Origin of the sequence: Jeongeupia sp. USM3 (assembly GCF_001808185.1) — a bacterium.
Classification (GTDB): domain Bacteria; phylum Pseudomonadota; class Gammaproteobacteria; order Burkholderiales; family Chitinibacteraceae; genus Jeongeupia.
This window is the reverse complement of the sequence record NZ_CP017668.1, coordinates 2,883,570-2,907,161: the sequence shown is the minus strand read 5'-3', so window position 1 is coordinate 2,907,161 and position 23,592 is coordinate 2,883,570. Positions and strand designations below refer to the sequence as shown.

The 23,592-nt window shown below is 66.6% G+C and carries 22 protein-coding genes; 11 read left to right on the top strand and 11 right to left on the bottom strand.

Annotated features, from left to right (window positions below; translation table 11 throughout):
• The first annotated feature begins 194 nt into the window (after positions 1-194).
• Together BJP62_RS18725 and BJP62_RS13715 are read left to right on the top strand one after the other, a co-directional pair.
• Complete coding sequence (locus BJP62_RS18725) at positions 195-2,363, top strand: glycosyl hydrolase family 18 protein (RefSeq protein WP_070530439.1); 2,169 nt, start codon at positions 195-197, stop codon at positions 2,361-2,363.
• 175 nt (positions 2,364-2,538) lie between these two features.
• Positions 2,539-3,798, top strand: coding sequence for a carbohydrate-binding protein (locus BJP62_RS13715; RefSeq protein WP_070530437.1), 1,260 nt, complete (start codon positions 2,539-2,541; stop codon positions 3,796-3,798).
• A 141-nt stretch (positions 3,799-3,939) separates the two neighbouring features.
• On the opposite strand, the gene BJP62_RS13710 is transcribed toward BJP62_RS13715, so the two are convergent.
• The 3 genes from BJP62_RS13710 to BJP62_RS13700 are packed head-to-tail and all read right to left on the bottom strand — an operon-like array spanning position 3,940 to position 7,393.
• On the bottom strand, positions 3,940-5,430 hold the full coding sequence (locus BJP62_RS13710) for an ATP-binding protein (RefSeq protein WP_070530435.1): 1,491 nt from the start codon (positions 5,428-5,430) through the stop codon (positions 3,940-3,942).
• Positions 5,430-6,131: a response regulator gene (locus tag BJP62_RS13705; protein WP_070530433.1), complete on the bottom strand. Its 702-nt coding sequence runs from the start codon at positions 6,129-6,131 to the stop codon at positions 5,430-5,432. Before BJP62_RS13705 ends, BJP62_RS13710 begins: the two co-directional genes overlap by 1 nt.
• On the bottom strand, positions 6,128-7,393 hold the full coding sequence (locus BJP62_RS13700; RefSeq protein ID WP_083300922.1) for an ABC transporter substrate-binding protein: 1,266 nt from the start codon (positions 7,391-7,393) through the stop codon (positions 6,128-6,130). The genes BJP62_RS13705 and BJP62_RS13700 overlap by 4 nt, the downstream gene beginning before the upstream one ends.
• Before the next feature lie 356 nt (positions 7,394-7,749).
• Here BJP62_RS13700 and BJP62_RS13695 point away from each other — a divergent pair, with 356 nt between their 5' ends.
• From BJP62_RS13695 to BJP62_RS13680, 4 genes are all read left to right on the top strand, one after another.
• The gene (locus BJP62_RS13695; RefSeq protein WP_070530432.1) at positions 7,750-9,000 is read left to right on the top strand and encodes an ABC transporter substrate-binding protein; all 1,251 of its coding nucleotides are present in this window, start codon (positions 7,750-7,752) and stop codon (positions 8,998-9,000) included.
• Positions 9,001-9,248: 248 nt separating this feature from the next.
• The gene (locus BJP62_RS13690; protein ID WP_070530430.1) at positions 9,249-10,163 is read left to right on the top strand and encodes a carbohydrate ABC transporter permease; all 915 of its coding nucleotides are present in this window, start codon (positions 9,249-9,251) and stop codon (positions 10,161-10,163) included.
• A gap of 10 nt (positions 10,164-10,173) precedes the next feature.
• Positions 10,174-11,013 (top strand): carbohydrate ABC transporter permease, encoded by an 840-nt coding sequence (locus BJP62_RS13685; protein WP_070530428.1) that lies wholly within the window; start codon positions 10,174-10,176, stop codon positions 11,011-11,013.
• Between the two features lie 157 nt (positions 11,014-11,170).
• Positions 11,171-12,304 carry an ABC transporter ATP-binding protein gene (locus BJP62_RS13680; RefSeq protein WP_070530426.1) on the top strand — a complete coding sequence of 378 codons (1,134 nt, stop codon included), beginning with the start codon at positions 11,171-11,173 and terminating at the stop codon, positions 12,302-12,304.
• Positions 12,305-12,398: 94 nt separating this feature from the next.
• Here BJP62_RS13680 and BJP62_RS13675 read toward each other — a convergent pair whose 3' ends face one another.
• The 5 genes from BJP62_RS13675 to BJP62_RS13655 form a co-directional block, all read right to left on the bottom strand.
• Positions 12,399-12,809: a GNAT family N-acetyltransferase gene (locus BJP62_RS13675; RefSeq protein WP_205700904.1), complete on the bottom strand. Its 411-nt coding sequence runs from the start codon at positions 12,807-12,809 to the stop codon at positions 12,399-12,401.
• A gap of 75 nt (positions 12,810-12,884) precedes the next feature.
• Positions 12,885-13,235, bottom strand: a complete 351-nt coding sequence (locus tag BJP62_RS13670; protein ID WP_070530425.1) for a DUF6404 family protein — start codon at positions 13,233-13,235, stop codon at positions 12,885-12,887.
• 20 nt (positions 13,236-13,255) lie between these two features.
• The gene (locus BJP62_RS13665) at positions 13,256-13,561 is read right to left on the bottom strand and encodes a hypothetical protein (protein WP_070530423.1); all 306 of its coding nucleotides are present in this window, start codon (positions 13,559-13,561) and stop codon (positions 13,256-13,258) included.
• Positions 13,558-13,941 carry a phage holin family protein gene (locus BJP62_RS13660; protein WP_070530418.1) on the bottom strand — a complete coding sequence of 128 codons (384 nt, stop codon included), beginning with the start codon at positions 13,939-13,941 and terminating at the stop codon, positions 13,558-13,560. The genes BJP62_RS13665 and BJP62_RS13660 overlap by 4 nt, the downstream gene beginning before the upstream one ends.
• A gap of 220 nt (positions 13,942-14,161) precedes the next feature.
• Positions 14,162-14,479 (bottom strand): YqjD family protein, encoded by a 318-nt coding sequence (locus tag BJP62_RS13655; protein ID WP_070530417.1) that lies wholly within the window; start codon positions 14,477-14,479, stop codon positions 14,162-14,164.
• A 305-nt stretch (positions 14,480-14,784) separates the two neighbouring features.
• Here BJP62_RS13655 and BJP62_RS13650 point away from each other — a divergent pair, with 305 nt between their 5' ends.
• The gene (locus BJP62_RS13650; protein ID WP_070530415.1) at positions 14,785-17,619 is read left to right on the top strand and encodes a valine--tRNA ligase; all 2,835 of its coding nucleotides are present in this window, start codon (positions 14,785-14,787) and stop codon (positions 17,617-17,619) included.
• Positions 17,620-17,718: 99 nt separating this feature from the next.
• Complete coding sequence (locus tag BJP62_RS13645; RefSeq protein WP_070530413.1) at positions 17,719-18,210, top strand: outer membrane protein assembly factor BamE; 492 nt, start codon at positions 17,719-17,721, stop codon at positions 18,208-18,210.
• Here BJP62_RS13645 and BJP62_RS13640 read toward each other — a convergent pair whose 3' ends face one another.
• The gene (locus BJP62_RS13640; RefSeq protein ID WP_145927210.1) at positions 18,211-18,750 is read right to left on the bottom strand and encodes a carbohydrate-binding protein; all 540 of its coding nucleotides are present in this window, start codon (positions 18,748-18,750) and stop codon (positions 18,211-18,213) included. It lies immediately after the preceding gene.
• Between the two features lie 70 nt (positions 18,751-18,820).
• A complete protein-coding gene (locus BJP62_RS13635) occupies positions 18,821-19,102 on the bottom strand; it encodes a hypothetical protein (RefSeq protein ID WP_070530410.1) in 282 nt (93 codons plus the stop codon).
• A gap of 103 nt (positions 19,103-19,205) precedes the next feature.
• Here BJP62_RS13635 and gcvA point away from each other — a divergent pair, with 103 nt between their 5' ends.
• Positions 19,206-20,129: a transcriptional regulator GcvA gene (gcvA, locus tag BJP62_RS13630; RefSeq protein ID WP_070530408.1), complete on the top strand. Its 924-nt coding sequence runs from the start codon at positions 19,206-19,208 to the stop codon at positions 20,127-20,129.
• Positions 20,126-20,578, top strand: coding sequence for an MEKHLA domain-containing protein (locus BJP62_RS13625; RefSeq protein ID WP_070530406.1), 453 nt, complete (start codon positions 20,126-20,128; stop codon positions 20,576-20,578). Before gcvA ends, BJP62_RS13625 begins: the two co-directional genes overlap by 4 nt.
• A 5-nt stretch (positions 20,579-20,583) precedes the next feature.
• On the opposite strand, the gene BJP62_RS13620 is transcribed toward BJP62_RS13625, so the two are convergent.
• Positions 20,584-21,678, bottom strand: coding sequence for an AI-2E family transporter (locus BJP62_RS13620; RefSeq protein ID WP_070530404.1), 1,095 nt, complete (start codon positions 21,676-21,678; stop codon positions 20,584-20,586).
• A gap of 207 nt (positions 21,679-21,885) precedes the next feature.
• Here BJP62_RS13620 and BJP62_RS13615 point away from each other — a divergent pair, with 207 nt between their 5' ends.
• A complete protein-coding gene (locus BJP62_RS13615) occupies positions 21,886-23,505 on the top strand; it encodes a methyl-accepting chemotaxis protein (RefSeq protein ID WP_070530403.1) in 1,620 nt (539 codons plus the stop codon).
• Positions 23,506-23,592 lie beyond the last annotated feature (87 nt).

The following is a 23,592-nucleotide window of genomic DNA, read 5'->3' as shown; positions in this document are numbered from 1 at the left end:
GCGGCCGGGCCGGACCTGCTGCGCGCCCGGCCGCCTTGTTTACTCAAATTTATTTTTTGCTAAACATCGTTCGCCATTGTGACGCCGAAACCGCGCCGCGGGCAAGCCGGTTGTCGGCTGCCGGCCGGCAGCGGCGGATGCTGCAGCGCACCCTAGAATCGCCCCCCGGTCGGCCGGTGCCGACGGAGTCCGCCATGCGTCTGTGCCTTGCGATCCTTGCCCTACTGACTGCCGCGTTGGCCCACGCGGGGCCGCGGCTGGCCGGCCCGCGGCTGATCGGCTACTTCCCGTTCTGGGCCAGCTACAGCCACGGCGCCAGCCTGGCCGACGCCCCGGCCGAGCGGCTGACCGACCTGATCTACGCCTACGCCCGCCTCGGCGCCGACGGCAGCGTGTCGCCCGGCGATTTTTTCGCCGACCAGGTCAAGATCCATCAGGGCGATGCGCTGTACCGCGGCAACTATGCACTGGTGCCGCTGTTGCACAAGCGCAACCCGGCACTGAACGTGCTGATCTCGGTCGGCGGCTGGAACTGGTCGACGCACCTGTCCGCCGTCGCCGCCGATCCGGCCAAGCGCCGGCGTTTCGTCGCGACGGCACTGGCGCTGTTCGACCGCTACGGCTTCGACGGCATCGAGATCGACTGGCGCTTCCCGGTCGTCGGCGGCCACCCCGATTCAGGCCGGCGCGCCGACGACGCGGTCAACCTGCAGCGGCTGACGCGCGAACTGCGCGACGGCTGCGCCCGCCGGCCGCGCTGCGTGATCGCGCTGACGGTCAGCCCGCTGGCCGGACAGCGCACCGGCTGGGTGTTTCCGGCGATGCTCGCCGACGTCGATTTCGTCTCGCTGATCGCGACCGACTTTCACGGCAGCTGGAGTCCGCGCACCGGCCACAAGTCGCCGCTGTACGCGCCGGCCGGCGAGCCGAGCATCGCCGCCGCCGTCGCCGCGCTCAAGGCCGGCGGCGTTCCCGCCGGCAAGCTGGTGCTGGCGCTGCCGGCGCAGGGGGTCGCCTGGCAGGGCGTGGCGCCGGCCGGGCTGGGCCAGCCGCACCGCGGCGTGCCGCTCGGCACCTGGGACAACGAACAGACCGGGCCGACCGGCACCTTTACCGGCCGCGAGATCGGCCGGCTGATCGCCAGCGGCGAGTTCGAACGCCGCTGGGACGACGTGGCGAAGGCGGAGACGCTGTACCGGGCCGGCGACGGCCTGCTGCTGTCGTTCGAAAGCCCGCGCGCGCTGGCGGCCAAGCTCGCCTTCGCCGACCGCGAAGGGCTGGCCGGCATCAGCCTGTGGGAACTCGGCAGCGACGCCCAAGACGGCCTGCTCGCCCAGGCGTACGCCCACCACCATCCGTGGGCGGCGCGCTGGCAGGCGCTCTGCCGGGCCGCCGGCACCGCCCTGCCCTGGCTGGCCGGCGTGACGTTCGGCGGCCTGCTCGGCGCGCTGCTGCTGGCCTGGCGCCTGCACCGGCGGCGGCATCGCGAGCAGGCACGCCACGGCGAGATCGCCCGCGTGATCAACGCGCTGCCTGCACAGCTGGACGCAACCATCGCCGCGGTCGATGCCGGCAAACGCCGCCTTGCCGCACGGCCGATCGACGTGACCGCGCTCGACCTCGCGGCACTCGACACGCTGGCCGAGCGCAGCGACGCGCTGCGCACCCAGCTGCTGCCGCTGACGCAGCGTGCCGCGCCGCTGCGCGAACTCGAACGCTTCAGCGGCGCGATCGCCGGCGAACGCAGTCTCGAATGCATGCTCGACGCGATGGTGCGCTTCCTCGGCGACGATCCGCGCATCGCCGACGCCGAAATCCGCGACGACGAAAGCGCCGGCGCCGATGTGCTGTGCGTCGACGCCGACCGCTGCGGCGCGCGCTTCAGCCACGACACGCTCGCCGACTACAGCCTGGTGCTGCGTTTCCGCTCGCCGCTGTCGCTCGATGACGAAGCCTACTTCCGCAGCCTTGCCAGCCAGGTCGTGCTGATCCGCCGCCAGCTGCACGAGCTGGCGCGCCAGCCGCAACTGCTGGCCGAACTGCACGAAGTCGCCAGCCGGCGCGAGCGGCTGCACTACATCCGTGCCGAACGCGGTTACAGCGGCATCCACGCCGGCGGCCTGGCCGCGCCGGTCTACATCACGCTGCGGCTGCGGGCGATCCGTCTCTACTTCGACGAGCTGGTCCAGGTCCATCGCTCCTACCTCGTGCGGCCGCAGGCGGTCAGCGGCTGCCGCCGTACCGGGGGCGGCGTCGAGCTGATCGTCGCCGGCCACGGCATACCGGTCGCCCGCGGCCAGCTGTCGCGGCTCAAGGCGCGCTTTCCGCACTGGTTTGTCGCGGAAAGCGCATGCAGTTCGTGAAGGCGGCAGCGCGGAACATCATTTCAAATCATTGATTTGAAACGCTTAATTTACGTTTATACCGCCATTCGTGAAATCGCCCCGTCCCGCGGCACCGGCCGCGCCATGCCGCTGCCATAGTGGCCCGGCCCGGCCGACGAGCCGGCGCACAAAACACAATAGGATGGAGAAGACGATGAACAAGCTGTTGATGGCACTCCTCGCCGTGGCCGCCGGTCACGCCGGCGCCGCCGCCCTGCCCGTCTGGGCCGACGGTGCCGACTACGCGGTCGGCAATGTCGTGCAGTACCAGGGCCAGCGCTACGAGACGATGATCGCCCACACCGCCTGGACCGGCGCCGGCTGGAACCCGGTCGATGCGGTCTCGCTGTGGAAGCCGATCGGCCCGTGCGCCACCGGTGCCGGCGACGCCTGCAACCCGGTCGGCGTCACGTCGAGCGCGTACACGACCTGGGCTGGCGGCGCCAAGGGCGCGTACAGCCTGGTCCACGACGACCTGTGCGGCTACACGACCGACGGCCAGATCCACTACGCCGATCCGGAACTGGCCAAGCGCGGCCTGCGTGCGGCATTCGGCGTGATCAGCGGCAACTGCGCACCGTACCACTGGCAGGCGGCCAAGCAGTTCCTTGCCCGCGGCCACGAGATCTTCAGCCACAGCCGCAACCACATGAACGCCAACACCGCGGCGTGGAACAGCGAGGCGCAGATCAACGGCTCGCTGGAGGACATCGCCGCCAATCTGGGCGGCTACCGGCCGACGTTCTTCGCCTGGCCGTCGAACATCAGCCCCGATGCACCGATGGCCCACCTGCGCAGCCAGCCGGGCTACCTCGGCGGGCGTGCCGCCAACCGCGTCGACGAGAACGGCAATATCCAGTGGGGAATGGCCGCCGGCGTCAACGCGGCCGGCTTTGCCGATCCGTTCATGATCAAGGCCGACGACTTCACCCAGTCGGGCATCTGGTCGCTGTACCCGCAGGGCAGCGAAATCCTCAACCTGCACGTCGACGCCGCGATCGCCCAGGGCGGCTGGTCGCTGCGCACCGCGCACGGCGTCAACGACGCCTCGTGGGAGACGATTCCGCTGGCGCGCTACCAGGGCCACCTCGACTACGTGAAGGCCAAGGTCGATTCGGGCGAGCTGTGGATGGCACCGCCGTCCGACGTGATCCGCTACCGCTTCGCGCGCCAGCACTGCGCGCCGGCGATCGTCACCGACGGCAACGGCCAGGCGGCGGTCCGCTTCGACGCCGGCGCCGAATGCCAGCGCTATGCAACGACGCTGACACTCGACATCGCCACCGACCGCGCCATCACCCACGCCGGCGCAACGCAGGGCGGCAATGCCGTTGCGCTGACCCGGCTCGACGCCAGCCACTACCGGCTGAGCGTGAATCCCGTCGGCGGCGACGTCAGCCTGCAACTGCGCTGATCGGTTCGGCGGCTGCGCCTTCGCATCTCGACCTCATCCGATGCTCGAAATCCTCATGGACTCCACGTCCATTCCGGTTTCTGCGCTTCGGGTGAGGCCGGCCCGGCTCGCTCGCCGACCGGGCGCATCTTTCCCTTGAGCCTATTGGGGGGGATTGTTCGCTTCGCCCGGTTTCGCCAGACCGGCCGGCAGCACGATGGTCGCGACCAGCCCGCCTTCGGGGTGGTTCGCCAGCCTGAGTTCGCCGCCGTGCGCCTGGACGATGTCGCGGGCGATGCCGAGGCCGAGGCCGGAGCCGGCCTGGTTGCTCTGCCTGCCGTGTTCGAGCCGCACATAGGGCTGGAACAGCCGGCCCAGCATCTCCCCGGGCACGCCGGGGCCGTGGTCGCGGATCGTCAGCTCGACCTGGCCGTCGAGCCTTGCGAGCACGATCTCGGCACGTTCGCCGTAGAACAGCGCATTGTCGACGAGGTTGACGATGGCACGCTTGAGCGCCAGCGGCTTGGCAACGACCGTGGTCTCGGTCGCGGCCAGCGCAACGCTGCGGCCCGAAAGCTGCGCGTCGGCGGCGATCTTCTCGAGCAGGCTGTCGAGCCGGATCGCGGTGCGGTTCTCGTGGATGTCCGAATCCTTGACGCTCTGCAATGCACCCTTGACCATCATGTCGAGCTCGTCGAGGTCCTCGTGGAACTCGGCGCGGGTCGTGTCGTCGTCGAGCATCTCGGTGCGCAGCTTGAGCCGGGTGATCGGCGTTTTCAGGTCGTGCGAGATTGCCGCGAACAGCCGCTCGCGATCGATCAGGTAACGCTGGATGCGCTCGCGCATCGCGATGAAGGCCTTGGCGGTCTTGCGGTATTCGAGGCTGCCGGTTTCGGGCAGTTGCGGCTCGCCACCCTGGCCGAAGACCTCGGCCGCGTCGGCGAGCTGCTTGAGCGGCCGCGTCAGCCAGCGCACCACCCACAAGGAGAGCAGCAGCACCGCGGCCAGTGTCGCCAGCTGCAGCGCCAGCCGGTCTTTTGAGAGCGGGTCGGCCTTGTCGAGGAAGTACGGGTCCGGCATCAGCGTCGCCAGATAGAGCCAGCCCCCCTGCTCGATCTCGGCCTGGATCACGAGGATGGGCGCCGGGCGCGGCTTGACGATCAGCGAATGCTGGACCCAGTTGTCGGGCAGGTCCTCGAGCGTGGCGCCGTCGTCGGAGACCGGCAGCCCGTCGGGCCAGGCGAAGCCGACGCGGATGTCGGCCACGCGCGGCACCGCGCGCGCGATCTCGGTGCTGACCGTCGTGGTGACCGCATCGGCCAGCGGCGACGGCGCGATCGGCCGGATCGCGACGGCCTCGCGGTTGAAGGCGACGAAGAAGCGCGTCCCGCCCATCTCGCGCAGCTGCTCGATCAGGATCGGCCGGTAGTTGGTCGGCAGGCTCTGGAAAAAGCGGATCGCGCTTGCCGCGCCGTAGGCGATGTACTGCGCGGCACTGCGCGCCTCGTCGCTGGCGCGGGTCTTGAGCTGGTTGGCCCAGATCCAGTTGCCCAGCGCCTGGGCGCCGAGCACGCCGAGCACCATCACCAGCGACAGCCGCGCCGTCAGCGAGCCCGGCAGCAGCCGCTCGACCCAGCGCTTAAAGCGGCCCATCAGTCCGCCGTCACCGGCGCCGAGAACACGTAGCCACTGCCGCGCACGGTCTTGATCAGCTGCGCGTCGCGGTCGCCGAGGCGCTGGCGCAACCGGCTGATCTGCACGTCGAGCGAGCGGTCGAGCGGGCCGAGGTCACGGCCGCGCGTCGCTTCGGCCAGCCAGTTGCGGTCGAGGATTTCGCCGGGGCGCTCGACCAGCAGCTTGAGCAGCTGGAAATCGAGCCCGGTCAGCTTCACCGTCTCGCCATCGGGGCCGGTCAGCGTGCGCTCGAGCGTGTCGAGCGTGAAGCCGGCAAAGCGCAGCGCCCGCGGGGCACTCGGCGTCGCCTCGCCCATCCGGCGGTGGATCGCCTTGATCCGCGCCAGTAGCTCGCGTGGGTTGTACGGCTTGCCGATGTAGTCGTCGGCGCCGAGTTCGAGGCCGACGATCTTGTCGGTGTCGTCGGCACTGGCGGTGAGCATGATGATCGGCACCGCCGAGCTCTTGCGCACGCGCGCGCACAGCGCGAAACCGTCGGTATCGGGCAGCATCACGTCGAGGATCACCAGCGACAGCTCGGCGCGGCTGCGCTCGAACTCGGCGAGAAAGCTCGCGCCGTCGTGCGCCAGCAGCACCTCGTACTGGTTCTTCTCGAGGTAGGTCTTGAGCAGCGTGCGGATTTTCTGGTCGTCGTCGACGAGCAGGATCTTGCGGGTCATTTGTCTTCTCCTCCTTGCGCCGCCAGCGTGCGCACCAGTCCGGCGATGCGGCGCTGCGCCTCGCTCACCGGCACCTGCTCGTCGGTATAGAAGCGGTGCAGCTGGGCGATGATCGCATCCTTGAGCGTCTCGTCGGTCGCCATCCGGTGCACCATGCTCGGCGCCTGCACGCCGGCGCCGCGGGCGAAGGTGCGCCACGACGCCGTGGCGCAGGCGTCCATGCCGCTCGTATCGGCGTCGCGCCGCACCGGCACCGAGCCCTTGATCCGGTTGTACGCGCCCTGCACCGACGGGCTCATCATCATCCGCGCCAGCTTTTCCTGCACCGGCTGCGCGCCGTAGTCGCCGGCAAACATCACGAAGCTGTCGACGCTGTACAGGTGCATGTGCTCGGTGCCCGGCACCGCAACGCAGCCGAAGTCGGCATCGACGCTCTTGCCCAGTGCCAAGAGCTCGCCCTTGACCCAGTCGCCCATGATGAACATCGCCGCGTCGCCGCGCGCCAGCGACCGGGCCAGCGTGTCCCACGCCGGCTCGCCCTGCGGCGCATGGCGGCGCATCTCGCGCAGCCGGCCCAGCGCCCGGGTCACCCTGAGGTCGAACCACAGGTTGGCGTTGCGCCGCGCATACAGCGAACGATAAAACGCCGGCCCGCCTTCGGACAGCGCCAGCGTCTCGAACAGCGTCGCCACCTGCCAGGGCTGGCTGGAGAGCGCCAGCGGCGCCACGCCGCGACGGGCGAGGACGGCGGCGGCACGGTCGAATTCGGCCCAGGTCTTCGGCGGCGACAGGCCGGCGTCGGCGAATACCTTGCGGTTGTAGAACAGCACGTTGATCCGGTGGATGCCGAGCGGTGCGGCGACCACATGGCCCCGCTGCCGGACCAGCGTCCAGATCGTCGGGAACAGCCGGGTGTTCCAGTTGCCGGCAGCGGCGACGTCGTCGAGCTCGAGCAGCAGGCCCAGATCGGCCCATTCGGTGATCGCCGGGCCGATCAGCTGCGCCGCGTCGGGCGCCCGCCCGGCGAGCACGCGGGCCTTGAGCACCTTCATCGCGCCGATGCCGGCACCGCCGGCAATCGCCGCATTGCGCCACGCCACGCCCTCGCCGGCCGCGCGTTCGGCCAGCGCGTCGACGGCACGGCGCTCGCTCACCGACGTCCACCAGTGCAGCACGTCGAAGCTGTCGTCGGCGCGCGCGAGTGCCGCCGCACACAGCACGGCACAGACGCAGCAGAGGTGGCGGATCGGGATCAAGGGCATGGCCGGTCGGGGGTTTCGCCGCAGCTTATCAGTAAGGCTGGCCGGCATTTTGTAAAGAAAGCTTGCGTTTGTTGAACTTGCGTTAGCACCGCTGCGGCGGGCAAACGGCGTTCATGATCCGCGAATTCGGCCCTCCGGCCGCATCGGCGCACGAGCAACGTAAAGAAACGTAACGACCCAGCCGGAGCAACAATCATGAAAATCGTTAAAATTCATTGACTTGCATCAATTCGTAGTCGCCGTATGCGCACTACTGGTTGTCACAAAAACGCCGATGCTACTGTGCGGCCACGGTCGGTAGAAACCGGCCCTGACTACAGATACGGGCACCACCCCAGACCTGAGGAGGTCGATACATGCAAGGCAACCGCTTCACCCGCACGGCACTCTGTGCCGCGCTGCTCGCCGCCGGCGCTGCACAAGCCGGCAACCTGACCATCGAATCGTGGCGTACCGACGACAAGGCACTGTGGGAAGACGTGCTGATCCCGGCGTTCAACAAGAAGCATCCGGACGTGAAGGTGAAGTTCGCACCGACCGCGCCGACCGAGTACGACTCGAGCCTGCAGACCCGCCTGACCGGCGGCACCGCCGGCGACCTGATCACCTGCCGCCCGTTCGACAAGTCGCTCGACCTCTTCAAGAAGGGCTACCTCGAAAACCTGAACGGCAAGCAGGGGATGCAGAACTTCCCGGATTCGGCCAAGGTGGCGTGGCAGTCCGACGACGGCAAGAACGCGTTCTGCATGCCGATGGGCGCGGTGATGCACGGCTTCCTCTACAACAAGAAGATTTTCGCCGAAATCGGCGCCCAGCCGCCGAAGACCGTGGCCGAGTTCCACAAGGTGCTCGAAGCCGCCAAGAAGGCCGGCAAGGTGCCGATGGCGCTGGGTACCGCCGACCAGTGGGAAGCCAACCAGATCGTGTTCACCTCGATCGGTGCGCCGTACTGGAAGGGCGAGGAAGGCCGCAAGGCGCTGATCGCCGGCAAGGCCAGGTTCACCGACCCGCAGTTCGTCGCCGCCTGGGACGAAATGAGCAAGTGGGGTCCGTATCTGGCCAAGGGTTACTCGGCGCAGACCTATGCCGACACGCAGAACCTGTTCGCCGCCGGCAAGGCCGCCGTCGTCGCCGTCGGCTCGTGGGACATCTCGTACTACAACCAGAACGCCAAGTTCGAGTACGGCGCGTTCCCGCCGCCGGTGCCCAAGGCCGGCGACAAGTGCTACATCTCGGACCATCCGGACATCGGCATGGGCGTGAACCCGAAGTCCAAGAACAAGGACGACGCGTACAAGTTCCTGACCTGGCTGGGTTCGCAGGAATTCGCCGACCTGTACACCAACAAGGTCACCGGCTTCTACTCGCTGTCGAACCACCTGATCTCGGTGAAGGACCCGGTTGCCAAGCAGATGCTCGACTGGCGCAAGAGCTGCGCGTCGACGATCCGCCTGAACGCCCAGATCATGAACCGCGGCGAGCCGAACATGGAAAACGAGCTGTGGAACGTCAACAGCCAGGTCCTGAACGGCAAGATGACGCCGAAGGACGCGGCAACCCGCATCCAGACCGGTTTCGCCAAGTGGTACAAGCCGCAACAGAAGTAAGAACCTGAGTTCAGCAGGCGATCGAGCCAAAGCAGTTCGTGGCCGCCCGAAGCGCAGGGCCCGGAATGGACATGAAGTCCATGAGGACCCGAGCACCGGACGGGAACGAAATGCGCAGGCGCAGACGCCTGATGGAACAGGTTCGGAGTCTTCCTCTGCAATCGACTGTGTAGCTGTTGGGCCGGCCCAGGGTCTAGCCATGACCTTGCCGCCGGCCATTTTTTTGCCTGTTTTCTCGGAGTAAGGCCATGAAACGCGCCTTTCCCTGGCACATCGCCGTCTTTCTCGCCCCGGCCTTCCTGATCTACACCGCGTTCAGCGCGCTGCCGCTGCTCGACACGCTCAGGCTGGGGTTCTTCACCACGCACGACTCGGGCCACCAGAGCTTCGTCGGCCTGGCCAACTACATCAAGCTCCTCACCGATCCGGACTGGTCGGCGTCGTTCTGGAACGCGATGAACAACAACATCAAGTTCTTCCTGATCGTGATGTTCGTGCAGAACCCGATCGCGCTGCTGCTCGCCGCGCTGCTGTCGATGCACGGCGTGCGCGGCGCCAAGGGTTACCAGACGCTGATCTTCCTGCCGACGCTGCTGTCGGTGGTGATCATCGGCTTCATCTGGCAACTGATCCTCTCGCCGCTGTGGGGCGTTTCGGAAAAGCTGATGGGCTTCGTCGGCCTGGCCGACTACTTCCACCCTTGGCTCGGCGACGAAGCCACCGCGCTGATCACGCTGTCGCTGATCTCGGTGTGGCAGTTCGTCGGCGTGCCGATGATGCTGATCTACGCATCGCTGATCGCGATTCCGGATGAAATCATCGAAGCCGCGCGTATCGAAGGCGCCAGCTCGTGGCACATCTTCTGGACGATCCGCCTGCCGCTGATCCTCCCGACCCTGGGCCTCGTCACCATCCTGACCTTCGTCGGCAATTTCAACGCGTTCGACCTGATCTACGCGGTCAAGGGCGCGATCGCCGGGCCGAACTACAGTACCGACCTCTTGGGCACCTTCTTCTACCGCACCTTCTTCGGCTACCAGAGCCAGATCGGCAGCCCGACGATGGGCGCGGCGGTGGCGACGACGATGTTCCTGATCATCCTCTCCGGCGTCGGCGTCTACTTCTACTTCATCCAGCGCAAGCTGCAACGGTTCAGTTTCTGAGGAGCCCGCCATGAAACACAAAGTCACCCGCGCGGCCGGCACCGGCTTCACCCATCTGGTGCTCGGCGGCTACACGCTGCTAGCGCTGTTCCCGATCCTGCTGGTGATCATCAACTCGGTGAAGAGCAAGGACGGCATTTTCGACTCGCCGCTGTCGCTGCCGACCGCTGAAACGTGGTCGCTGATCGGCTTCGAGAAGGTGCTCGCCAAGTCGCCGTTCATCCACTTCTTCGGCAACAGCCTGACGGTGACGCTGGTGTCGCTGGTGCTGATCCTCGTGCTTGGCGCCATGGCGGCATGGGCGCTGTCCGAGTACAAGTTCCGCGGCAGCAAGCTGCTGGCGATCTACATGGCCTTCGGCATCATGGTGCCGATCCGCCTTGGCACCGTGTCGATCCTGGAACTGATCGTCAAACTCGACCTGACCAACACGCTGACCGCGCTGATCCTCGTCTATGTGGCGCAGGGGCTGCCGCTGGCGATCATGATTCTTGGCGAGTTCATCCAGCAGGTGCCCAAGGAACTGAAGGAAGCGGCGCGCTGCGATGGCGTCGGCGAGTTCAAGATCTTCTTCCAGATCATCCTGCCGCTGATCCGCCCGGCCGTCGCCACCGTCGCCGTGTTCACCATGGTGCCGATCTGGAACGACCTGTGGTTCCCGCTGATCCTCGCCCCCGGCGAGGAAACCCAGACCGTCACCCTCGGCGTGCAGCAGTTCATCGGCCAGTACGTGACCGACTGGAACGCCGTGCTCGCCTCGCTCTCGCTCGCCGTCCTGCCTGTCCTCGTGATGTACGTGTTCGCATCGCGACAACTGATCCGCGGCATCACCGCCGGCGCAGTGAAATGACCGCCTCGCCTGCTGCACCGGTGCAGGGCGGGCGCTGCTCGCACGGCTTTCGGGTTCTCGCCCATTGCGTGCACCGCGGCCGTCTTGCCCTGCCCCGGTTCGCGACGGCGATCCGGCATCTCGCGCTCATTTGATCCAAGAATTCGGAGTGACCTCCATGTCCCAAGTTGCACTGAAGAACCTGACCAAATCCTACGACGGCAAGAACAACGTGCTGTCCGGCATCAACCTCGACATCAACGATGGCGAGTTTGTCGTCCTCGTCGGCCCGTCGGGCTGCGGCAAGTCGACGCTGCTCCGGATGCTGTCGGGCCTCGAATCGATCAGCGGCGGCGATCTGGAAATCGACCACACCCGCGTCAACGAGCTGCCGCCAGCCGAACGCGGCATCGCCATGGTGTTCCAGAGCTACGCGCTCTACCCGCACATGAATGTCTACAAGAACATGGCGTTCGGGCTGAAGATTGCCGGCGCCAGGAAGGACGAAATCGACCGCCGCATCCGCCACGCCGCCGGCATCCTCAAGATCGACCACCTGCTCGAACGGCTGCCGCGCGAACTCTCGGGCGGCCAGCGCCAGCGCGTCGCGATCGGCCGCGCCATCGTCCGCGAGCCCAAGCTGTTCCTGTTCGACGAGCCGCTCTCGAACCTCGACGCCGCACTGCGCGTGCAGACCCGGCTCGAGATCGCCAAGCTGCACAAGGATCTGGCCGCAACCATCGTCTACGTGACCCACGATCAGGTCGAAGCGATGACGCTGGGCGACAAGATCGTCGTGATGCACGACGGCCACATCCAGCAGGCCGGCAGCCCGCTCGAGCTGTACCAGCAGCCGGCCAACCTGTTCGTCGCGACCTTCATCGGCTCGCCGAGAATGAACCTGATCGACGGCATCGTCGCCGAAGCGTCGGCCACCGGCGTCGCGGTCAAGGTCGCCGGCGACCAGATCGTCCGCACCGAAGTCGACGGCAGCAGCCTCGCCGTCGGCGACAAGGTCAGCATCGGCATCCGCTCCGAACACCTGTGGGAAGGCGACGCCGGCAGCGAGCGCTTCCGCGGCAGGGTCAACCTGGTCGAACACCTCGGCGAAGCCAACTACCTGTATTTGACGCTGGCAAACGGTCAAGACGTCGTGGTGCGCGGTGACGGCGAGCGCGCCGTGCACATCGGCGACCAGATCGACCTCTCCGCCCCGGCCGCGGCCTTCCATGTGTTCAACCGCAACGGGATCGCGCTGCGGCGGTTGAAGCCGGGGAATATGGTTGCGGCGAGGCATCGGGCGGCGGCCTGATTCACGGGCCTATGACAAAACAAAAAGCGCGGCTTCGACCGCGCTTTTTCATTTGGCTCCAAGAGCCCGCCACCACCAGAACGACGAAACACTGCTACGCCCGATTTGCCGCCGCAGAAAAATGGCGCCGATATTTCACGAAACCGCGTTTCGTCGCCCCCACAAACCCGACACGTTCGAAAAAACGATGTGCGTCGACCCGTTCGGCAGAACTCAGCAACATGATCTTGGAACAATCTGCAGCGAGGCAGAAGGCCTCGATCTGCTCAAACAGCGAACGACCAACACCGGCATTCCGACAGGCCGAAGTGACGACGACGTTTTCCACCACCGCGAACGGTTGTGAATCGAACATGACGTCATTGCACAGCGACACCAGCGCCGTACAGCAAATGCAGCCACGCATTTCGGCGACAAAAAGCGCCGTGTTGGTATCGTCGGCAATACGGGCAATCCGCTCAGGCCGAACCGAGACTTCCGGATTGCCGACGAGCTCGGCGTACAAGGAACTGGATACGCTCCGCGTCTGCGGGCACGGCATGCCGAATACACACCGTCATTGGTATTTCACCCTTATTGTTCATCCCAGTGTTTGCCACGGTGGCAGGTGGTGCTTTTTCCTGCCGTAGGCATAGTAAAGCCCCATCACTAGGCCGAAGAGAGCGCCGGTCGCGCCGGCAAAGCTCACTGCAGACATCGCGGACATGCCACTACTCCGCCAGACAACAAACCACATGAACCCGCCCCATATGCAGGCAAACTCCAGTCCGGACAGCAAGACTGCGGTACCAAAACCGGCGAAGTGGGGCGGCGGCACATTGAAGCCCAGGCGCCAGAGCAGGCGAAACAACAGGGGCTGATAGTTGCCGGACCAGATGCCGGTCTTGGCCAGCAAGGCCAAGGCTCGATCACGCTGAGAAACGCTCGACATCAGCAAACTCCGGGCAACGATCAGCTACGCTTGAACAACCGCCGCACCAGCAGCGCCACCTTCCACGCGCCGAGCGCCACCGGGATCATCTGCGCAATGCCGCGGACGCGGTACTTCTTCGAGAACAGCCTGCTCGCCAGCATCAGCACGCCGGCGTTGCCCTGCAGCTTCTTGAAGACCGACAGCCACAGCAAGCCCCGCTGCCCCTTGGCGAGTGGCGCGCGGATTTCGGTCAGGCAGACGGCGATCTGCAGCCGGTGCGTTTCCGCCTCGAGCTGCAGCAACTGCTTGCGGGCCTCGCGGCCTTTGAGGCGCGGATCGCTCATCGCAGGAAGTGCTCCTTGTCGCGGCGCAGCTCTTCGATCGTCAGCGCAAACGGCGTCTTGGCGTAGCGGATGCCGCTCCACGCAAACCACAGGCAGCCGGCACCAACCAGCAGGAAGACCAGCACCAGCACGACCACGGTGTACACGCGCCAAGGCTCGGGCACGAGCAGGATGGCGCCGAGGGTGATCGCCAGCAGCGCAAGTAGCAACAGGCCGGCACCGAGGACGCCAAGAACCAGCGTTTTCAGCACACGCTCGCGCGCTTCCTCAAGCTCGATCGACAGGATGCCCAGATGCGCATGCAACAGCCCGAGCGCACTGCCGGCCAGCCGTTTGAGGACATTGGTGTGGCCGTTGCCGGCCGGTTCGGTTTCGCTCATGTATGCGACACGGGCTCAGGAAAAAGGGACGGGCAAGATGCCCGAAACGCCGTCCTGCACGCAAGCCGACGGGAACATGGCTAGTGCGGCAGACAAAATCCGGTGCAACGGCGCTGGCAAGGCGTGCGAAAAGCCCCGTTGGGGTTCCTTTCGGTCACAGCAGTACCAGGCAGTACGGCAAGTGGGCTCAACGCCGCCAGCAGGATTTTGTCAGCCGCGCTCAGCGGCGCGAGACCAGGAGGCCGAGCAGGAAACCCACGCCGGCGGCAATGCCGACCGAGGCCCACGGGTTCTCGTGCACGTATTCGTCGGTGGCTTTGGCAGCGACCTTGGCCTTGCCGGCGACGAGGCGCTCGGTTTCGATCAGCTTGGCCTTGGCAACCGTGAGGTTGGCGGCGATCTTCTCGCGCAGCGCCTTGCCCTGCTCGGAGCCGTCGGCAACGACTTCCTTGAGCATCGATTCGGTTTCTGCCAGCACGTTGCGCAGATCGCCGATCAGTTCTTCCTGATTCAGGTTCGCTTCGCCATCTTGGGACATGGGCACTACCTCCTGGGACACGGTGAACAAGAGAATTACTCTTTTATCATTGTGGCTGACTGCGCGGGAAATCCCAACCAGTACGATTACCGGCTCGCCCCGCCCCGGCGCGGCTGGCAAAGCCCGGTGCAATGGCGCTGCCGGTGCGTGCGCACCGCGGCCACACCGGGGCGGTACGGCCCGCGAGCGCAGCCCGGCCGGCCGGATTTCGTCGGCCGCGCCGGAACCGGGAGGCGGCCCCCGCCGCCGCATAGGCCGCCACCCTGTATAATCGACCGTTTTCACCGATTTTCCGTCGCCCGCCCATGAGCACTGCACTCGACCAACTCGCCAAGAGTTTTGAACCGGCCGCCATCGAAGCCAGCTGGTACCCGCGCTGGGAAGGCGCGAACTACTTCAGCCCGAGCATGGACATGGCCGCGCCGTCGTTCTGCATCCAGCTGCCGCCGCCGAACGTCACCGGCACGCTGCACATGGGCCATGCGTTCAACCAGACCATCATGGACGGGCTGACCCGCTACCACCGGATGCGCGGCGACAATACGCTGTGGCTGCCGGGCACCGACCACGCCGGCATCGCGACGCAGATCGTCGTCGAACGGCAGCTCGACGCGCAGGGCACCAGCCGCCACGAACTCGGCCGCCCGGCCTTCATCGAGAAGGTCTGGGACTGGAAGAAACAATCGGGCGACACCATCACCGGCCAGATGCGCCGGATGGGCGCGTCGGTCGACTGGGGCCGCGAGTACTTCACGATGGACGACAAGATGTCGACCTGCGTGTCCGAGGTCTTCGTTCGTCTCTATGAACAGGGCCTGATCTACCGCGGCAAGCGGCTGGTGAACTGGGACCCGGTGCTCGGCACCGCCGTGTCCGACCTCGAAGTGGTCAGCGAGGAAGAAGACGGCCACATGTGGCACATCAAGTACCCGGTGGTCGGTTCGGACGAGTTCATCACCGTCGCCACCACCCGGCCGGAAACCCTGCTCGGCGACGTCGCGGTGGCGATCAACCCCGAGGACGAGCGCTACCGGCACCTGCTGGGCAAGCAGCTCGAACTGCCGCTGACCGGCCGTACCATTCCGGTGATTGCCGACGAATACGTCGACAAGGAATTCGGCACCGGCTTCGTCAAGATCACCCCGGCGCACGACTTCAACGACTATCAGGTCGGCAAGCGCCACGACACCAAGCTGATCAACGTGATGAGCCTGACGGCGACCATCCTGCCGAACGCGCAGGTGTTCGGTTTCGACGGCACCGCCTTCGAGTCCATCGCGCTGCCGGCCGCCTACGCCGGCCTGTCGACCCGCGACGCCCGCAAGGCGATGCTCGCCGACCTCGAAGCACAGGGTCTGCTGGTCGAAGCCAAGAAGCACAAGCTGATGGTGCCGCGCGGCGATCGCACCGGCACGGTGATCGAGCCGATGCTGACCGACCAGTGGTTTGTCGCGATGAGCAAGCCGGACGAAGCCACCGGCAAGAGCATCACCCAGAAGGCGCTCGAAGTCGTCCAAAACGGTGAAGTGCAGTTCGTGCCGGGCGACTGGGTCAATACCTATTACGCGTGGCTCAACAACATCCAGGACTGGTGCATCAGCCGCCAGCTGTGGTGGGGCCACCAGATTCCGGCGTGGTACGACGCCGACGGCAAGGTTTACGTTGCCCGCACCGAGGAAGAGGCGCTGAAGCAGTCGGGCGGCAAGCCCCTGAGCCGCGACAACGACGTGCTCGACACCTGGTTCTCTTCGGCCTTGGTGCCGTTCTCGAGCATGGGCTGGCCGAATGACACCAATGAGCTGAAGGCCTTCCTCCCTTCGTCGGTGCTGGTCACCGGCTACGACATCATCTTCTTCTGGGTGGCCCGGATGATCATGATGACGACGCACTTCACCGGCAAGGTGCCGTTCACCCACGTCTACGTGCACGGCCTCGTGCGCGACGGCGAGGGCAAGAAGATGTCCAAGTCCGAAGGCAACGTGCTCGACCCGGTCGACCTGATCGACGGCATCGCGCTGGCACCGCTCTTGGAAAAGCGCACCACCGGCCTGCGCCGCCCGGAAAAGGCGCCGCAAGTCGCCAAGAAGACCGAGAAGGAATTCCCGGACGGCATTCCGGCCTACGGCGTCGACGCGCTGCGTTTCACCTTTGCGTCGCTGGCATCGCTGGGCCGCTCGATCAACTTCGACCAGAAGCGCTGCGAGGGTTATCGCAACTTCTGCAACAAGCTGTGGAACGCCACCCGCTTCGTGCTGATGAACGTCGAAGGCAAGGACTGCGGTCTCGAAGTTGGCTCGAATGGGGGGGCCGAACTCGACTACGGCTTCGCCGACCGCTGGATCATCGGCAAGCTGCAGGAAGCCGAGAAGGCGGTGACGCTGGCGCTCGACACCTTCCGCTTCGACCTCGCCGCACAGGCGATCTACGAGTTCGTCTGGAACGAGTACTGCGACTGGTATCTCGAACTGGCCAAGGTGGCGGTACAGACCGGCACCGAGGCGCAGCAGCGCGCCACCCGCCGCACCCTGATCCGCGTGCTCGAAACGATCCTGCGGCTCGTCCATCCGATCATGCCGTTCATTTCCGAGGAGCTGTGGCAGATCGTTGCGCCGCTGGCCGGCAAGAAGGACACCGAGTCGCTGATGATCGCCAAGTGGCCGGTCGCCGACGAGAGCAAGATCGACCCGGCCGCCTACGCCGACGTCGATGCGCTGAAGGCGATCGCCTTTGCCGCGCGCAATCTGCGCGGTGAAATGGGCCTGCCGCCGTCAACCAGGGTGCCGATGTTCATCGAAGGCGATGCGACGCTCGTGCGCTACGCCGAGTACCTGAAGTCGCTGGCCAAGCTGTCCGAAGTCAACGTCGTCGCCAAGCTGCCCGAAGACGATGCCCCGGTCGCCGTCGCCGGTACCACGCGGCTGATGCTCAAGGTCGAAGTCGACAAGGCCGCCGAAACCGCGCGGCTGACCAAGGAGATCGCCAAGACCGAAGAAGGCCTCGGCAAGATGACCGCCAAGCTCGAAAAGCCGGGCTATGTCGACAAGGCGCCGGCGCATCTGGTCGAGAAGGACCGCGCGCAGATCGCCGAACTGGCTGACAAGCTGGCAAAACTGCAACAGCAGCTTGCAAAGCTCAAGTAAGATTTGTAACGCTTTGTTAATATGACAACAGGCTGCTCCGGCAGCCTGTTTTCGTTTCTGCGCTGACGCCATTGCGGCAGCCTTGCCCCGGAGATCCAGATGTTCCGTCGCCCCCGCCTCGCCCTGCTCGCCGCCGCCCTGCTGCTGGCCGCCTGCGCCAACCAGCCCGGCACGACCGCATCGTCGTCCACGGCGTCGAACGGCGGCAAAGCCGCTGCAGCCAACGGCAAGGCGGCGGCGCAACAGCCGCAGCCCGACGCACCGACGCCGGGCGGCCGCAAGGTGATGTCCAAGGACGGCACCTTCGAGGGCGAGATCGTCGGCACGCCGGCGAAGAAGAGCAAGTTCGGCAAGCTGCAGATCGGCATGTCGCAGCGCCAGGTCGACGACCTGATCGGCACGCCGAGCGATACCAAGACCTACACCACCGGCAAGGCCTGGGTGCCGTTCTACTTCGGCAAGGACGCCTACCGCTTCGAGACCTACTACAAGAAGGAAGGCCGGCTGACCTTCGTCGGCGGCGGCGTCACCGGCACCAGCGGCAAGCTGCTGCGCATCACCGTCGATACCAAGGAAGACGGCTACCAGTAATCAGCGCAGCGTGGCCGTGATGTCGAGCCACAGTCCCGGCTGCTGCAGCGGATTCATCCACAGCTCCGCCTCGCTCGCCGGCCGCCGCGCCTCGTAAGCCCGGCCGCGATACCAGACCCATTCGCCGCCGCCGTAGCGGTGGCCGTCGCGCCAGCCGTCCGGCCGGCGGCGACCTATTTCTTCCCAATGGCGGCGGCGCCACTCGTCGCTGCGCACGTCGGGCCGCCAGCGGCCGTCGTCGTAACGCGGGTCGGGGTGATACTGGCCGTCGTCATAGCGCGGGTCCGGGCGGTAGCGGCCGTCGTCGTGCCAGCCGCGGCGACCATCGAGCGGCTGCCACAGCGACGCCGCATCGCGCGGATTCCAGTTGGCCCCGCGGTGCGCATCGTGGCCCTGAATCGCCCGGTACTGCCGCCCCTGATAGCTGACGACCTCGCCCGGCGAGTAATGACGGCCTTCACGCCAGCCCTGCGCACTCGCCAGCGCCGCACTGCCGGCGAGCAGCAGCGCCAGCATTCCGTTGATGACCGATCGTTTCACAAGTCCATCCCCCCGTTTCATCGCAATGAATGCATCGTGCCAGCAGCGGGGGGCGGGCGCTGTGAGCCGCTTAACGTATCACCCACCGTCCGGCGGCCGCCGGACGGCGCAGGCGGTTCAGGGCCTGCCGCAGTGCGACCCGCCAGCCGCGCGGCGTCCAGTGGATTCGCGACGGCAGCAGCGCCTCGACCAGCCACTCGCCGCCGGGCAGGCGATCGCCGGTCGTCAGCAGCAGGTCCCGGCCGCGGTCGTCGGTCACCCAGACAAAGCCCGAGGTGATCGTCAGCGCCGATACATGAATGCGGATCACCTCTCCGCGCACGAGTCTCCGGTGTTCCAGTTCACCCAGCATGGTGTCTTCCCTCGCGCCGCTTGCGCCGATTCAATTGTCATGCGAGCATTTTCGGCAGCGGCCCCGGCCGCGACAAACCATCATTTCTCGCCAGACATGTGAAATGGATTCACCATTCAAGGCACCGGGCCGCCTGCCCTCCCTCCCGGCGCTGCGCGCGTTCGAGGCAGCGGCGCGGCATGGCCATTTCGGCCGTGCCGCCGACGAACTCTTCGTCACCCACGGCGCGGTCAGTCACCAGATCCGCGCGCTCGAGGAGACGCTGGGCTTCGCGCTGTTCGTCCGCGACGGCCGCGGCGTCAGGCTGACCAGCGAGGGCCGGCGGCTGGCGGCAACGCTCAACGCCAGCCTGTGCGAGATCGGCGAGACGATCGCCGGGCTGCAGCACGAGCGCGCCCGGCCGCGCGTGGTGCTGACCTGCCTGCCGTCGTTCGCCGCCAAATGGCTGACACCGCGGCTGGGAAGCTTTATCGACCGGCACCCGGAAATCGAGATCTGGATCCGATCGACCAAGGCCCGCGAGGATCTGGCCGCCGAAGGCATCGACCTCGGCCTGCGCGTCGGTCCCGGCGGCTGGCCCGGCGTGCATTGCGAACCGCTGATGCGCGACGCCTTCGTCGTCGTCGCCAGCCCGGACCTGCCCGGCGGCCTGCCGGCGACCCCGGCCGATCTGGCGCGCTGGCCGCTGCTGCGCTCGTCGACCGAGCCCTGGCACGACTGGTTCGTTGCCGCCGGACTCGACTGGCCGGAACCGCAACAAGGGCTGGTGTTCAGTGATTCGGGGCTGCTGGTGCAGTCGATCCTCGACCGGCAGGGCATCGGCCTGGCGCGTGAGGTGCTGGTCCACGACGATCTGGCCGCCGGACGGCTGGTCCGGGTGTTCCCGGTCAGCGTGCCGATGCCCGGCGCGTACTGGCTGGTCTCGCCGGCACCGCCGCCGTACCGCCCCGCCGTCGCGACCTTCGTCGACTGGCTGCGCGGCGAGATCGGCCGGTCCGGCTACGCCTATGGAGAGACGCCAAGATGATCATCAGCCCCGACGACGCGGCTTTCGCCGCGCTGCTGTGCGACAGCCACCTGCGCCTGACCGGCCGCGAGCTCGTCGATCCGGCACAGCCCGATCCCGCACGCTGGCTGTACGAGGCGGCGCCGTTCTGCGTGCTCGCGCACGACACGCAAGCCGATCCGCGCTTCGTCTACGCCAACCGTGCGGCGCAGGCGTGCTTCGAGTACGGCTGGGACGAATTCGTCGGCCTGCCGTCGCGGCTGTCGGCCGAGGCACCGGACCGTGCCGAGCGCGACCGCCTGCTCGCCGACGTCACCCGCCACGGCTACGCCAGCGGCTACCGCGGGCTGCGCATCGCCAGATCGGGCCGGCGCTTCTGGATCGAGGACGTCACCGTCTGGAACCTGATCGACGCCGCCGGCGTGTGCCATGGCCAGGCGGCGACGTACCGGCGCATCACGCCGGCCTGAGCGGTTTACCGCGCCTGGTCGTCCGGCCCGGTCACAGCAGCCTGATCATCCGACTCCATCTGCCTTGCCGCCCAGTTGTGCAGCAGCGCGTAGCTGACCGCCAGCAGCGTCGGGCCGAGGAAGACGCCGAGCACGCCCCACGCCAGCGCGCCGCCGAGCACGCCGACGAGGATCAGCACGAAGGGCAGATTGCTTTCCTTGCCGATGAACAGCGGCTTGACGACGTTGTCGGCCATGCTGACGACCGCGACCATCCAGATGCCGAGAAAGACCGCCCAGCCGGTATCGCCCTGCTGGTAGAGCCAGAACGCCACCGGCAGCCCCAGCAGACTCGGGCCGCCCGGGATCAGCGACAGGAAGCAGCTGACCAGGCCGAAGGCCGCGGCATTCTCGACGCCGACCAGCCAGTAGCCGAACCACGCCAGCGCACCCTGCACCAGCGCGGTGCCGATGAAACCGTAGACCACGCCGCGCACGGTGCCGGCGGCGATCATCAGCAGTTCTTCGGCGCGCTTGCCGCCGATCCGGTTCAGTACGCGGATGAACCAGCGGACGATCTCGTGGCCGCCGACATAGAAGAAGAACGCGAACGCCAGACTCATCAGCATCAGCATCAGCCCGCTGCCGATCGCCTTGCCGAACAGCAGCAGCATGCTGCCGAGCGGCTTCATCCATTCCTTGAGCCGGTTGATGACTTCCGGATCGCCCTGCGACAGGCCGGACCAGAATTCGTTGAGCTTCGGCCCGGCCCACGGCATCGACGACAGCCATTGCGGCAGCGGCGGCAGCCCCGCTTCGATGTGCACCTGCAGCCAGTGCGAAATGCCGTCCATGTTCGACGCCAGCTCGACGCCGGCGATCACCAGCGGCAGCACGATCACCAGCGCAAAGATGCCGAGCAGCAGCAGCGCCGGCAGCAAGCGGTTGCCGCGCATCAATTTTGACAGCTTTTCGTAAGGTTTCCAGCTGGCGTAGACCAGGATCCCGGCCCAGGCGAGCGCCGCAATGAACGGTGCCAGTATCTGGTACGACAGCGCCAGCAGCAGCACGACCGCGCAGGTCGCGATCGCCGGCTCGATCCATTGATTTTCCTTTTTCATACAATACCTTGTGTTGTTTTTCTTCCTGGACTTTCCGGGCCGACCGGACCGAAGGTTCCGATGCGCCCGGCCGTCACCGCCGGGCGCCGGTGTTGCGCGGCCACCACGCGTTGCATGCCATTGAACTGCGTCTGTCCTAAATCAGTCTTTTCTGATTTATTTCACTGTATGCTTACAACGTTCTCGTCGTTTTAAACGGAGTTTCCGATGTCTTTGCGTCTAAAGGCCTGGAGCCTGTCAGCCTTGGTACTGGTGGCGCTGCTCGGCGTCACGCTCGCCGGCCTGTTCACCATGCGCCATGCCGCCAACCTCGACAACCGTGCCCGCATCGAGCAGCTGATGAAGAGCACGTACAACACGATCGCCCAGCTCGAAAGCGCCGCGGCGAGCGGCAGCATCAGCGACGACGACGCCAAGAAACTGGCGACGCAGATCCTGCGCGAGAACAAATACCACAAATCCGAGTACGTCTACGTTACTGACGACAAATTGACGTTCGTCGCCACGCCACTCGACCCGCAGCTGCACGGCACCAGCTTCAACGAATTCAAGGACGCGCAGGGCAAGAGCGTCGGCGCCATCGCCATCGCCGCGCTCGACAAGTCCGGCGGCGCACTGACCGAATACCCGTGGACCAGCGAGCGCGAAGGCAAGGTCGTCGACCTCGTCTCGGTCGCCCAGCGCACGCCGCGCTGGCACTGGATCGTCGGCACCGGCGTCAGCTCGGCCGAGGCCGATGCGCGCTTCTGGGCCAGCGCCCGCTGGCAGGTCATCGCCTGCCTGATCGTCGCCGGCATCGTCGCCGGCCTGATGCTGACCGCCGTCGCCCGGCTGCTGCGCGACCTCGGCGGCGAGCCCGGCGAAGTGCTCAAGCTGGTCCAGCGCGTTGCCGACGGCGACCTTGCCGCCGGCAACAGCCGCCGCGATGTCGCGCCGAACAGCATCTACGGCTCGGTACTGAAGATGCGCGACGCACTGCGCAGCGTGATGCAGGAGCTGCAGACCGCCGTCGGCACCCTGCACCGGACCAGCGACGACATCGTCGGCAAGGCCGAAGGCAGCAACCGTCTGGTCGAGGCGCAGGGCGAAGCGGCCCGCCGGATCGCCCAGACCGCCGAACGTTTTGCCGAGCAGACCCAGAGCGCCGAAACGGAAGCCGATACCGCGCGCCGTCAGAGCGAATCGGCGACCGGTATTTCGGCCAAGGGCCAGCAGGTGATCTCGGCTGCCGTCGCGCGGCTGAGCGAGACCGAGCAGTCGGTCGGCGACACCCAGGGCAGCATCGACGAGCTTGCCGCGCGGGTCGGCAGCATTTCGGCGGTGATCGCGGTGATCCGCGACGTTGCCGACCAGACCAACCTGCTGGCGCTGAACGCGGCGATCGAGGCCGCCCGCGCCGGCGAACAGGGCCGCGGCTTTGCCGTCGTCGCCGACGAGGTCCGCAAGCTCGCCGAGCGCACCAGCACGGCGACGCAGGAAATCGGCAACACGATCAGCGCGGTACAGACCAGCAGCCAGAACGCCAAGACGCGGATGGACGACATGGTCGAGCAGCTCAAGCAGGGCATCCTGCAGGCCAAGGAAGGCGGCGAGGCGGTCAAGGCGATCCGCGCCGAGACCGAGGCGACCGCCCTGGTCGTCGACGGCATCGGCCGCACGCTCGCCGACCAGGTCGGCGCCAGCCGGGCGATCCGCAACGACGTCGACGAGGTCGCGCAGTCGTCGAACGGCACGCTGGCCGCCGCGCGCGGCACCGTCGACGCGGCGCAGTCGATCAAGTCGGTCTCCGAACAGCTGGCCGGGCAGATCCGCCGCTTCAAGCTCTAACAACAAAGCTGCACTCGCCTGAAACCCGGCCCCGGCCGGGTTTTTTTACGCCGGTACCGGTTGCCTGCCGCAACGGCACGCGCCATG